Genomic DNA, 12,963 nt, shown 5'->3' on the forward strand with positions numbered 1-12,963 from the left:
CCGGGGAACGATGCTCGATAGGCGGTGTTCCAAGGTGATGCCGTCCGTTTAGAGCCGCGGCTATCGCCATTGGAGCCATCATGTTTGCATCTACTCTCGTAGCAATGAACGAAGCTTCCCTCCTCGGCTTCGAAGCGAGCCGAGTCGTCGCATTACGTATGCAAGTTTTCATGCTTGGGGGGACGGCCGCATGGGATGAAGCTGATCTGATGGTCCGTGAAAAGACAAAAGCGTTCGGTCAAGCGTTCCTAGATCTTGCGGCCGGGTCATCCCACTCAGCCGTCTGCGCTGACCTCAGAGCGATCGTGAAAGAAAACCACGATCGTCTCTCCGAGCGGCATTAAGGCTGAACGGCGGCGGCATGGAGGATCGCTGTTCGCGCCCCGGAACGTTTCTGGTAACTTCACATTCAATCAGTGAGGTCGCCCCCCCAGAGAACAGATACCGCTACTCGGCACCTGACTGGGGTTGGCTGACTGTATGCCAGATGGCTCGCTTACTGTGAGGCTAAAAAATGTCGCGCAACGGCGAGCGAAGCGGGTCAAAAGTCCCCCAAGAGTTAGGAGACGAAGCTAGGTTGGGATTAGGAGTCCTCGCCCTGCTGCTGTTGGTGATCAGCATGCCGGTGTTATTTGGTGTCTAAAGCCATGCGACCGATAGCAGGAATACTACGGTTGCAATCAATACTACAGCCGTCACCGCAGCTATCGTCATTGAAAGCACGCGCATTAGCGAAGCGGATGTGCATTCATTCATCAAGAGCGTATTGCCAGCATCAAAAAAGATCACTCAGTTGCGCTTGTCGCGCGTTTCAGAGTCACCACAGCAGTACCCCCACCGGTTGCCGGTGTGGGATTCTTATACGTGAGCTCATCGTTGCTAATCGCGACGACACGCTTCTTATTTGTGTTGTCCCACGCGGGGAAGCTGCCGCCGATTATGTGCAAGGATGTTGAATTGTCAGTTTCATTCACTTTGTAGTCGCCGAACATTACAATCATCCCCTCTAGAGCGGCTTTGCCTTCGCCGGCAGTCGGAAAGTCGCGGTTGCCATATTTTGGTCGTCGCGCACGGATGAGATTGATTGAAAAGTGACCTGCTGCATCGAACATGAAATATCCTTCGGATCCGAACCAAATACTTTGGTTGTTTTCCCGGTCCTTTCATTCTCGTTGACAAATGAAATGACGCTCCAAGTGCCTACCAGCTGCTGTTTGAGCGGCTCTGCTGCTCCCGCGGACAACGTGCAGCATGTAAGAGCTGCGACTATCGGAATTATGAATAGTGCTTTCATGCGTGCACCCTCCGATTTTCTGTTGGTCAGAGCTTCAAAATCACTGTGCCAGGGCACAACACGGCGCGGACGATCGGCCAGTATTGATTGGCCACACCAAATCGCAGGCATGCGTTAGAAAAAAGGCGAAAGGCCGAAAGGCTCCGAGCTATTCTGGAGATTGTGCTAACACTTTTTTGGCCGATGGTGGGGCAGCGTCACGCAGTTGGACCGCAAAGGCTGTCGCACGTATCGAGAAGCAGCTGCGAGTGCGCTACAATTTGAAAGGAAACTGACTCAAGTCGTGCGAATCTTATACCGCCGGCTGCCGCCGTTTGCTGCTAAGGTTACTAAGAAAAGGCAGGCACCGATTTTACGTGCGCTCGTATCGTTGGCGCTTTCATCCCTGAGCTTCGGCAGAAATATGAGCTGACCGGCGACTGACATTGGACGGACTTGCACGTTTATCCCCGGAACCAAATCGTACTTCGCCTGTTCTACGGCCCGACCAACCATGGTAGCATTGTGAACATGATGAATGACTTCAATTAAATGAGCGACGACCAGAGCCTCATTAAGGCACGTTATTGCAAGTCCATTTTGAAGGTAGCTGCGATCAGTACCGAGCAGGAAGCCCGGAGCCTTCTGGACGGTCTGGGCACCGAGCAACCAACCTCCAACACGTCCGCTCCCATGGCTCAGGCAGAGAGAGCCGCTTTGGCCAACATTCGAGAGCTTGGCAAGTATCGGCATGGAAGAAGCGCGTCCCAAGGCTCTACCGAGTGGGTGCGGGCTATAACGGCGATCGAACTTTGGCTTAACGTTCATGATCGATAGCCTCGCATATGCGAGAAACCTGCCCGATGTGCGTGTGCGATGGCAAAACAGCAAAGACAGCCCGTGAGCTGGCTCCGGTCATCCGGAAAAGCAATTGGGCAACCATCGAGAGGCCCGCCCTCCAGGACGGGCTTTTCTGCCAATCCAGCACTGGTTCTAGTCGCAAATCGGCATTTGGCGGCAGAAATGGTTCACAACGAAAAGTCGGATAGTTGAGGTGAGGTTTCCAGCTTTTGCAGAGGAGACGATCCGCTTGCCTGATCAGGGCATCACGTCCGTCTGAGCGGCCGGCATGCCCGCCATTCCAGTGATAAAAAGGACCGTTCTGGTATGGCTTGGTAGTAATATTTTAGAGGTTGTTAGTGCGATGGGTGCCATATTGCACATTTGAGGCATTGCATCATGGCCACCGACGAGCATCGGAAAGAGGCCCGCGTGATATTTGCTCGCGGATTCGACGTTTGGATTATGGCTATTGACGGTACATGGCGACGGGAATGCGTCATGAAGGACGCATCCGAAACTGGTGCTCAGCTGATTACAAAGAACTCCATTGGCGGCCTGAACCTGAAAGAGTTCTTCCTTCTGCTTTCAACTACAGGTCTCGCCTTTCGCCGCTGTGAATTGGCTTGGGTGAATGGCGACCAACTAGGTGTGAACTTCTTGCGGCCGGGCAGGAAGTCCCCGCGGCCAGCAGACAAGCCTGACTAATCGAGCGAGATTCCGCCTTAATCGCTGGAGCGCTCGGGTGAGATCCATGATCTGGAAAAGTGCAGCAGAGTGCTCGTGGAAGCGGTCGAGCTGATGGTGTGCCAAGGCGTAAGGAATCGCTTGTCGCTGTCGAATAGGCAATTACGCGTCACATGCGCTATCTCGAAGCCCACACGCGTCAAGCAGCCCCTTAGGGTGCCGCGCTGGGTGATGGGACAAAGGACAGATACCGCTACTCGGCACCCGAATGGGATTGGCTGGCTGTATGCCAGGTGGCTCGCTTATTGTGGGCCAAGAAATGTCACGCACAGCTCATGTCCCGGCGAAGTCTTTTCGGCCAACGCACAATCGTCAAATCCCTGCCGCGGCAGCAAGCCTCAGCAGCGTCTCACATAATTTTGTTCCCACGCCAGCAGGACAGGAAATAAGCACGGCGATGATTCGTGCTCTGGCTATCGGTCGAGGATAAGGCGTGGTCATCCTCGAAGGAGAATGGCGTACACGCCTAGTACCGCTAGCCCGCCTACTAGCAGCCAGACGACCAGCCCGATTGTCAGGATTTTGGCGGGGACAGGGTGTGATCGTTCTGTGCAGTTTCATGTGGGGCGACGGCTGTTTCTTGATCGGCTGGCATTGGAGCATCCTTGTGGCCGCACCTTGCCGCAAGGATGAGAGATCGGCTCGCCGATCGTAACGTTCCCATTTCGCCATTTTACCCAATGGCGGGAAGCACGTCATCTTCCTGAAAAAAAGTCCAAAGGGCCTGTAGTATCGCCGCACTTGACGCAAATAGAGCGGCATAACCGCTCCATTTAAGTGTGCCTGCGCTGTCCCTGATAGATCATCGGGGCGCCCATTCTTACTGATCCAAGGTTGTCTCTGCGGGGGAGTGTTGGCCTTCAGCCCAAATTTCTACCCGCGAACAGATCCACAGGACCCCGCAGCTATCGCGAGCACTTGCGCAAAGCCGAAGTGTCCAACCTTGATGTCGGCAGGCGTTGTGTATCCCTGGTCATTAGCGATCAGTTGCATGGCGTTCGAGCCCGACCCACCCGCTGAAGCACAAGCATAATTATCCCGTCTTCGCCTCCGGGCAGTTGTAAGGGAGGAGGTCGGCAAGACGGGTGATACAAAAAGCCCTGTCGCGCTTCACGCACCAACGCCGGTACTAAGGAAAACTCAGCCTAAGTGGCGGGTCCTTATGCAATCCGCGCGAGATGTTATCGCGCGCCTTCTCGACGATCGTTGTGGAATTCTCGCGGAAGAGAGTTTCAGCTTGGTCGCGCGATTGCGATGCGACAGTGACTTCACAAGTGAACCTGCCGTCCCCGTCCGACATTTGAAAGTAGAACGTGTATCCCTCTTGGGAGTTCGTGTTCAGTGTCTGGCGCATTTAAATTCCCCGCTGCGCGACGTCCCCACCGCGCGTGGCGAACGTGTCGGCCGTTCATGGCGACACTGTGTCTTGAATTGGGACTGTTACAATTCGTGCAGGGGACTCATTTTGGGGCAGCAGTTGTTCAACATCTCGACGCAGGTGGCGGCGTGTCGCGCTGATGTGGATTGGGAATGGGCTTTTGGTTACGCCGGGAAAGCTCCGAAGCGCCGGGGCCTACACAGGTCCACGCCGCATCGACAATCACATCGATGCTTCAGGGTGGTCGCCTGTCGCTGGCGAAGCTGCCAGCCCTATTGCGGAGGTATCCACTCGAGAGCTCAGCGTTTGCGTTTCGCACCGGCACGTTCGCCGCTTCGAGCGCGCTTGCGTGCCTGCTGCGCCGGCTTCGCCTCAAGGAGCAACACGCGCTCTCTGAGAGCCAGTAGCTCACGCACGTTTACTGCTAGCTCTTCGGCAGCCAGCAAGGCCGCAAATGCCTGCTCTTCGCCCATTTTCATTACCGCCCTGGCCCCGCTTGCTGCGAGTTGCCGGCGGATTAACACGCGACAGCAAGACATCGACGGTACGAACCTGCGCGGGGGGATCATAGTTGGCGAAGATACTGAAGATGTAACGTTAATAGCGCGCCGGCGGGTTAACGGCCCTTGTTTGAAGGGCGTTCGTGCGAACTCGCACGCCATGCGGGAGAAGGCATCTTCGCGATATCGTCGACGGCGAGATCCGCGGCATCTATTGGCGTCCGGAGGTGAAGGCGCTGAACCTGAGGGGCGTTGGCTTTCCTGCGGGCTGTGCTGGCGCCAAGGCAAGCTAATGGCGCTGCCCAACTGAACGCCGGCGTAGACCCAATCGTCGACGCTCTTGCAATTGAGGGGGACGTCGACGTCAACAATGCGCACTACAGCGATGCCCTGACGCCACCGACCATCCCATTGCTGGTCCGATTTATGCGGCCGTCGGCTGCGCCCACCGCGCCGACGCTTTACATAGGGCTGGTCGCCGCGCCGGTAATTCGCGGCGTGGTGATTCTGGTGCGGCAACGCGAGGTCAATCGGCTCCGTCGATAAGGACGCGTTGTGTCCAATCCACGATCAGCAGCTTGTCAGAGACCGTGAACCGCGAAACGAGCGCTGGCTGAGACAACGCCAGGGCAAGAAGTCGCTCGGTCCAAGCCCGACCTCGGCATCGATTGCCCTCGCCAATTTCAGGCAACCTGACAACACGCAACCTCCAGGAGAGCCACCCTGAACATTGCTGCTCTTGTGGCGGGCGGACCCTGGGGTGTGGCCTATTCAAACAGCTCCAACATTAAAAGAAAGTAGCCTATCGTCAGGCCGACAGCGACGTAAGCGATATGAGGATCAGGGCAGGTTTCATCGCCCAACCTTTGCTCGCGAGCAGACGCCAATCCATCCCCTAGTCGGGTGAGTCTGAGCAATTGCGACGGTAAATAGGCGCCCTGTGGGCGGGCAGTCATGCACGACTTAAGACGAGTTGAGAGCGTTAGGCGTAAAGGGCAAGCGCCATGAGCATGCCCGATGCCGCAGCGCTGATGCCTGCCGCCAGCCCAAACGCGATCAGTAATTTTTCAATAATGCACATCGGCGGTCTCTCCGATGCTGAATCCTACGCCTGCCAAATCTCGCTCATCAAGAGTCGTATCGCGCACCGGCGCAATACTTCCCGCGATCGCTGCCCTTGTGGCAGGCGGCGGAGCACTTTTTTGACGGGAGAGCGCGTCTTTCCTTCACGGACCGCTAAGGTCTTGCAATCCGCCCTCGCGCTAACTTGCGGCGGTGCCGCCTGAGGGCTCTGGGTGGATGGGCAGCGATGCGCTGCTTCAGAGCCATAAGCTCATTAAACTGGGATCGAAGGGTTTCCGCGGCTTCGAGCGCCGCGATCGCCTGATCGAGAGTTATTCTCATTGCCAGCCCCTCACTTTCAGTCGAGAGGGATGCGAACTTGAACCACTCTAGCGGGGCCGGCAATCCACCTTTTGGGTGAGGGCGAACGCGCACAGATCCGGGTCCGCGACTTGTGTCAGCTGCAATTTTGCCCCAGACCTCGGCTTCCCGGCGGATGACGGTCAGCTCGCAGATCGTTCCCGTCCACCAATTTAGCCGATGCCGATCATCAGGCCTATTCTGTCACCCGGCGCATGCTCTCAACGATCCGATAGGGGACTGCTCCCCTCACTGTTACATATTCGGCATGCTAGATGCTTTCGTCGCACCTGCAGCAACTCGGTGCGCATTCGGGCACTCACGCGTTCGAGCACACTGAGGCATTCTTCAACCCGCAAGCGGGATAGGGCGGCATATGCAGATGCAAATCGTCAAGCTTATGTCAGCGCCCGAAACGGCAGAACGACTTTCGGCCGAACTGGAGCAGCTAGTAGACCTGAGCGACCTCTCAGATTGTTGCAAGCTATGGAAGAGGCCCAACCCAATGGATACGGATCGCGCGGCTTTGCGCGATCCGCGTATTCACTCTGTCGGGGGCCGCTAATAATTTAGTAGTTATTCATTTGCTTCACGCAAACGCGAATGATGTCCCACCGGATGACGTTGCGGTGGAGATCGAGTGGTCTGCAGGGCATAGATAATTTCTCTAGCCCTTTTCAGAAGATTTTCGCGCTCGTCCCCCGCTTCAGGGAACGGCAGCTCATTACTGCCGTCGGTCTGAAGCCACAGGACCTTTGCGACAGCTTCGACTTCCGTTCGGGTCATGCATGTCCCCGGTTCATGCTAAGTTCACGCCCGCGCCCGCTCGCAAAAAGTTCTGATTCCTGCCAACCGATCAACTACGATCTCTGTGCCATCTCCTAGTTTGTCGATTGTGGTATTTAGGTGGCGCACTTGAAGGCCTCCTTCGTTCATTCCAACCGTCGCTTAAGCTTGTCCAGGGATTTCGTCGAGACCATCGGACTGATCGCTCTCCCTTCACTCAGACCAGATGAAGGACTATCCGCAGTAACCATCCACCATGAAGGTCCTCCGCATCACCCAAACGGGGTATTCTCGTTTCTCTGTGGCGTGGTAGTTGCATCGCTAACTCGCGATAAACAGAGAGCCGGGGGCGTAAATGGGTTTGAGTACTGAGCGGGCTGTCGCGGCCGTGGAGGCTGCTAAGTTACTTTCTGCTAGCCTGACGGATCTGCTGAGACTTCGTGAACGGGTCGCGCTAGCCGAGTCGATCAGACGCGCCGCGGCGTGCAGACGAACTCGACATCCCAATCGATATGAACAGAAGCGCAATGCTTTGTATTCGCGGACGGTGCGGCAGACGTAGTAGCTAAAGGCGGCACAAATGGGTCACTAGATTCTGCTGTAGTATGCGTCTTAGTTGACTTGGTCGTGCATGACTTCAACGAGGCCCATCTCCTGCAGTTCGTTCAGTTGGTCTTCCGTGATCGGCGACAGCTTTAGGCGGCGGCGGTAGATATCGCGGACTGTACAGTCGAGCTCGATACCGTCTTTCCAGTTTCTCATCGGTCCAATCTGATGAATTCGGTACGTATCTGGGGCATTGTCCTCAGTTCGCAAGCTGAAAGCTCATGTGTTCAAGCATGACGGATGACCGCCCTGGCCAAATCTATCGTCAACGTCGAAGCAGGGCAAAGGTGATATATCCGGCTCCATCACTGGAGCTTCCAACCGTGGAAAACCTTTAGCGCAACGGTGACTTATGTTTTCGCTGAAATTGAGAGCGAAAATGCGCGAAGGCACGTCATGGTGACCGGAATTTTGCTGGCCGTAAGACGCACGGCACGGCCGCGGCTGCCCGACCGATGCCTGCCGTGACGTTCCTCGACAAGTATAGGTGCGGCGGCGAGCGAGAAATGCCTGCTCGACAAAGGCTCTCAGTATTGAGTGGCGCCTAAGGCACGTTGCCGCTCGACTGACGAAACGAGTAACTCAATTGGATGAAGCCTAGATCGGCGGAGGTGAGGTCGGTACGCTTCATTAAGATTTGGGGGCGCAGAGCATTCCAGGTGGTCTTCGTATTATTGCTGCGAATGCGAAGACCTGCTGAAGTGCTTGGTGGATTTTTTTGCCCGCTGCTGCATCTTTGTTCACTGATGAGATGCGTGCGATCGGATTTCGAATAGCCAGATCACGAGCCCTACGCTAATTCCAAACATAAGCACGCTCGCGCCCAGCACCTCCAAGTCGAAAGACCGCCAGCCTTCAGGCACGGCACCGATGATTTGCTCTAACGACAAGTTCACCTCCCTTGATTGTAGCTTTTGGTCTTTCAGACATGAGCATAGCTGGGAAGAATGCCAAGCAGAACTTAAGCGACCATTATTAGAAAAGAATACCAAGAAGGTATCCGGCGACGCCTGTCGAAGTAGTCTAGTTTGAAAACAGCCACGGCACTTGGACAAGGTGATAGACCTTTGCCCGGGCAGGCTTGTAACTTTTGTGGATTAAACTTCGCTGGACGTACCATGAGGCCGGAGCTGCGGCCCATCAGATTTCGGAAGGACGACCGGATGACCCGGTCCTGTTTGTCTCCGAAACCTGGCCGTCCAGCTGCTCCGCGCAGCGGTGATTTTGTTATTTTAGAGCCAATGTCTAAGAGTTAGAACGCCGCACAACAGCGCGAAAGCGACGGTACCAAACAGAAGCTGCTTTTGATCCGCATCCATGCTCGGGCCCTCCGAGGGATGAGGTTACGACGGACCGTAATTTCGCACAATGACCTGCGTTATCGGCATCGCGCGACCAGCCCGATCTCGCGACGCGCTGCTACTTTGCTGCACGGGCACTGCGCGCCATTTGTTCGGCCGAATTGTTGGTTGGTGCTGCTGGCGTGACGCCCGGTATTTGTGGAGCTCAGTAGGTTTGCTGCGGCGTTTGCAGTCGTCGTGGACGACAATTCGGCAGTCTAGCCTCTTCAGCGTTATTTAATGCCGCAACAGAGGATTCACAATTTGTTGGTGCCGATGGATGTACCTGATGTTGAGCTGTTATTGCCGATCGACGTTTCGGGCTCTGACGATGCGCACATCAGGCGCTGCCGCCGCCACCCCTCCGCCTTGGCAAAAACTGGAGCGGCGCTAGCAAGCAGCGCGGTAACGATAATGACTTATCTCCCGTTGAAGAGTCTGCGACGGCCGTTCGCATGTGCAATCGCCAGTTGAAACTCGCGCCTTTCGAAAGCCGACCGCTCTCTCTCCCGGGCGAGCCGCCCACAATCTCGCGCAAATCTGGCAGGGCAATGTGATCCAGCTCACTCACAACGCGGAGTTTACGCGAGAAGATGTGTAGCCGCTCAAACAGAACGTGAAGTGGGGTGCCATGGGTATCGACGTAGTCCAGCTAGCTATCATGGCGACGACCGCTGAGAGGCTCGCAATTGAGCTAAGGGAATTGATTGCCCTTCGGGAGCGCTTAGAAAGAGAACCTCAGGCAAAGGTCCAGCGGTCGTCAGCGCGTTTTGGCGCTTCGTATCAAGGAACTCGCGGTAATTGATACTACCGCCGCAGTCACGTAACCCATATGGGTGAAATCGAGCGGAGGGCGCCGTGAGCCGGTTTTATTGCCTCCAGGCGCAGCTGTCCGCACGTAGCGCTCAACGCGGGTACCACATGTTCACGGTCAGTATCTCAAGCATCAGCTGCAAGATCGCCTCTGGATCGCATCGTCCCGGCTCGATGTGACCGTGCAGTATTGGCTGAGCGTCTTGCCTTGTTGATAGTCGATCCCGCACATAGGTGCTCCACCAGATCTGAAATCGGGCGGCCACTCGGCAAGGCGCAGCCCCACGCGCTGCTCCACGGCCTCAACCACGTCGTCCGGTTCAGTAAGTCCCGCAATTCCTGAGTTGTCTGCTCAGGATCATGTGGCCGTGTTTGATCACAATCTGCCAGAATGAGCTGGCAGTATACGGAGTGAGCTTCTGGTCCGCGATGTTTGCGCAACTTCGGCTCTCGGCCGACTGGTAGATGGGAGTGCCTTTGGGAAAGAGTGCTTGCAGTACCGAAGCGCGCGAACTCGATCGCCCGCCATACTCGGCGGCTTGGATCAACGTGTATCTGCCACGGTCGTGCGTCGTGCGTCTGCTTTGGCAGGCGGGTGACATGCTTGCCCGCATTTGCAGCGTGGCCGGCGTGCGCCGGTAGGCAGGGTCATAGGTTCTGGAAACCGAGCGGACCATCAATCTACTCCGCAACTGAACGACGGATTCAACTGCGTCAGATCCTCAGCTCAGAGCTTAGATAGCCGGATCCATCGTGTGCCGCTGGCACCGCCCTCAATTTCCAAGGCGAAGGTCGGCCCATCATCAAGTTGGAGTTTGACCCGCTCAGAACCTGCGATCTGCAGCATGAACTCCTCTGAAGCGCTGATGCAGCCTTCAGCGATTACCGACCCCGGCTCTTCTACGAGGGTCAGCCAGTAAAAGACTGTGCCGGCCTCGACATCATTAATGAAGATAGTCCCATCGTTGGTAAGATTGTCGCTCATGGCGCCTCGCTGCAACGGACAAGCACGCATTATGTCACTTGGTTCCGTCGGCGCTCTCCAGGCCTCCAGACCGACGGTGGAAAGATTTTAACCTGCCGCGACGCCACGCTGTGTGGATATGAGCGCACCGCCGAACAGCAGCGCATATACCGTTCAAGCTCCTAGCTGGTTGTCGACTTCGGCCTGCTCATGATCGCCTGACAAGCACCAAACGTCCAGGCAGTGTCCGGCAGGGCTGGGGCAGGCCGCCTGCAGCCAATGCGGCCTGGCAGGCGAAGGCGTCCGCCTCCATGACGGCACGATAGGCCGCAGTCGAGCGATCGAAAAGTCGCTAGGGACAGGCGATGAGGATGCTAGAGATCTTTCAAGATGCTGTCGCGTCGATATCCCACCAGTTTAGCTGATGGCGGCGGCGCGTCTGGCGATTGCGCTCGTAGGCCACCTCTTTGGCTAGCGTCATATACTCATCGCGCGCAGGTTCAGTGTCCGGGATGGCACAACGGTATCGCTTGAATGCTGGGGCCACAACTTGTGCCGTGGCTTCAATCTCTTTCCGCTTCATCGGCGTCGCTTCTCCGTGACGCGTGCGCTGACGCAGAAAATCTCTTCAACTTCCCGCTGCGTGAGAACTAAGGATTGCAAGTTCCTTGGGCCTCAAAAAAAAGGGCCGCGCTCTGCTTTTGACCACAGTTTTAAGTTTTCAACCTCGAATCTTTTTGCCAGAATTGAGGCGGTTTGGAGGACCTATTTTTTTAAGGAGGGGTCATGAGTATCTCCGTTGATCGTGCGGCCGAGGCTGCTCGGGTTGCAGTCAAAATGTTGTCCGACCTCGAAGAAATTTCGGAGCTCCATGCAAATCTTGCTGCGCATCAGGCGCGAACGGAAGAAAGGAGGGACAGGAAAGACGTGGCTAAATCTAAGTCACCGCTATCGTTCATCGGCTCTGAGACTTCGGAGCTCACTGGAGGCATAGTTCGCTTGGGGACACCTTGCCGGGGCCGGTAAGACGGCATACCCCTATCTCGTTCGAGTAATCGATACCCACGATCTCCTCAGGGATTTTTTTGCCGACAACATCCTTCAGCTGATCGTCGCTATCGACGAATGCACCGAGCCGCACGACTGAGAATACGCGCGCCCGAGTGCTCTTGGCTGCATCATGTGGAGTGGTCCGGCTATTCCTACCCCGATCGCGCCTACCGGTGACAAACGTGTTTCCGAGCCGGATCCGAAGCGACCGTCACCAATCGGTTTTCTGGCTGGAGTAGCACTTGTGATGGAACGAGGCGTCTCTCAGTTCAGTTCTCGATTGTCGATATTACGCAGTCATCCATTTTTCATTGATCTCGACGTCAAGGCGCTGGATCAACTATGCCAGTATGCGAGCTTCCGAAAATTGAGGCGCGGGGCGACTGTGTTTATGAGAGGAGATCCCGGCAACTGTCTCTTTGTCGTCGTGAGTGGCGCTGTCAAGATGAGCGTCGCCTCGTTTGAGGGACGCAGCGCCATCCTCAATCTTGTGACAGAAGGTGAGATATTCGGGAAGATCGCGTTGCTCGACGGGCTTGCGCGAACGGCCGATGCGATTGCGCACACTAATTGCGAGCTCATTGTAATCGACCGGCGCGACTTTTTTCCGTTCATCGAATCCCAACCGGCGCTTGCCATGAAATTCATTCACCGGCTTTGCGCTCGTCTGCGCTGGACCAGTGAGCAGGTAGAACATGTCATTCTGCAGGACCTGCCTGCGCGGTTGGCGAACCTGCTGATTGGTTTGGCCACGAAGCACGAGCCCGCCGACGTCGGTCGTCCGTTTATCGTCACCCAACAAGAGATCGGCGAGATGGTCGGAGTGACCCGGGAAAGCATCAACAAACAACTTCGTACCTGGTCCTTGAAAGGATGGATTCGCCTTGAGTCCGGCAGCATCGCCCTCCTCAAGCCGAAAGCGCTAGCGGCTGTTGCCGAAGCCGAGCCCGCAATCCCTGATGTGTCGAGGAGCCCGCTCAAGGTGCGATGCGATTTACACGACTTGGTTGGTGTTTGGTCCATTAGTGGCCGGGTATCGTAAGCTATTCGGCATGACACCCGTCGACGAATTGGAGCAAACCTATCGCCGCATTTACCGGCGCCTCACGCTCGGGCGGTTTGTCCTCTATGGCGTCGTTGTGCTGCTGGCTGTTACAGTGCTGGTCGGCAATCCAAGCAGTAAAGCCGCCTCAGTGGGCGGCTCTTTCATTTTGGCGGCCTTGAGGCGGATCGATGGATAGTCT

Annotated in this window: 11 protein-coding genes; 5 read left to right on the forward strand and 6 right to left on the reverse strand. The window is 56.1% G+C overall.

All coding sequences use genetic code 11. From position 1 onward, the window contains the following. The first annotated feature begins 80 nt into the window (after positions 1 to 80). Positions 81 to 344: a hypothetical protein gene (locus AB8B20_RS31090; protein ID WP_439070923.1), complete on the forward strand. Its 264-nt coding sequence runs from the start codon at positions 81 to 83 to the stop codon at positions 342 to 344. Positions 345 to 785: 441 nt separating this feature from the next. Here the strand turns inward: AB8B20_RS31090 and AB8B20_RS31095 are convergent, their stop codons facing one another. Together AB8B20_RS31095 and AB8B20_RS31100 are read right to left on the reverse strand one after the other, a co-directional pair. Beyond that, positions 786 to 1,112, reverse strand: coding sequence for a lipocalin-like domain-containing protein (locus tag AB8B20_RS31095; protein ID WP_439070924.1), 327 nt, complete (start codon positions 1,110 to 1,112; stop codon positions 786 to 788). Positions 1,113 to 1,570: 458 nt separating this feature from the next. Then, complete coding sequence (locus tag AB8B20_RS31100) at positions 1,571 to 1,942, reverse strand: hypothetical protein (RefSeq protein WP_439090635.1); 372 nt, start codon at positions 1,940 to 1,942, stop codon at positions 1,571 to 1,573. 570 nt (positions 1,943 to 2,512) lie between these two features. Between AB8B20_RS31100 and AB8B20_RS31105 the strand changes: the two genes are divergently transcribed. Both AB8B20_RS31105 and AB8B20_RS31110 read left to right on the forward strand, forming a co-directional pair. Next, complete coding sequence (locus AB8B20_RS31105; protein WP_439070926.1) at positions 2,513 to 2,821, forward strand: PilZ domain-containing protein; 309 nt, start codon at positions 2,513 to 2,515, stop codon at positions 2,819 to 2,821. 2,169 nt (positions 2,822 to 4,990) lie between these two features. Then, on the forward strand, positions 4,991 to 5,284 hold the full coding sequence (locus tag AB8B20_RS31110) for a hypothetical protein (protein ID WP_439070927.1): 294 nt from the start codon (positions 4,991 to 4,993) through the stop codon (positions 5,282 to 5,284). A 1,452-nt stretch (positions 5,285 to 6,736) separates the two neighbouring features. On the opposite strand, the gene AB8B20_RS31115 is transcribed toward AB8B20_RS31110, so the two are convergent. From AB8B20_RS31115 to AB8B20_RS31130, 4 genes are all read right to left on the reverse strand, one after another. Next, positions 6,737 to 6,946 carry a hypothetical protein gene (locus AB8B20_RS31115; protein WP_439070928.1) on the reverse strand — a complete coding sequence of 70 codons (210 nt, stop codon included), beginning with the start codon at positions 6,944 to 6,946 and terminating at the stop codon, positions 6,737 to 6,739. A 612-nt stretch (positions 6,947 to 7,558) separates the two neighbouring features. After that, complete coding sequence (locus AB8B20_RS31120) at positions 7,559 to 7,708, reverse strand: hypothetical protein (RefSeq protein ID WP_439070929.1); 150 nt, start codon at positions 7,706 to 7,708, stop codon at positions 7,559 to 7,561. 2,724 nt (positions 7,709 to 10,432) lie between these two features. After that, on the reverse strand, positions 10,433 to 10,690 hold the full coding sequence (locus tag AB8B20_RS31125) for a hypothetical protein (RefSeq protein WP_439070930.1): 258 nt from the start codon (positions 10,688 to 10,690) through the stop codon (positions 10,433 to 10,435). A gap of 364 nt (positions 10,691 to 11,054) precedes the next feature. After that, positions 11,055 to 11,252, reverse strand: a complete 198-nt coding sequence (locus tag AB8B20_RS31130) for a hypothetical protein (RefSeq protein WP_439070931.1) — start codon at positions 11,250 to 11,252, stop codon at positions 11,055 to 11,057. A gap of 714 nt (positions 11,253 to 11,966) precedes the next feature. On the opposite strand from AB8B20_RS31130, the gene AB8B20_RS31135 reads away from it, so the two are divergent. Together AB8B20_RS31135 and AB8B20_RS31140 are read left to right on the forward strand one after the other, a co-directional pair. Then, the gene (locus tag AB8B20_RS31135; protein ID WP_439070932.1) at positions 11,967 to 12,761 is read left to right on the forward strand and encodes a Crp/Fnr family transcriptional regulator; all 795 of its coding nucleotides are present in this window, start codon (positions 11,967 to 11,969) and stop codon (positions 12,759 to 12,761) included. Between the two features lie 10 nt (positions 12,762 to 12,771). Further along, entirely contained in the window at positions 12,772 to 12,960 is a 189-nt protein-coding gene (locus AB8B20_RS31140) for a hypothetical protein (protein WP_439070933.1), read from the forward strand. Positions 12,961 to 12,963 lie beyond the last annotated feature (3 nt).

Source organism: Tardiphaga sp. 866_E4_N1_4 (assembly GCF_052076075.1).
In the GTDB taxonomy this organism is placed as follows: Bacteria; Pseudomonadota; Alphaproteobacteria; order Rhizobiales; family Xanthobacteraceae; genus Tardiphaga; species Tardiphaga robiniae.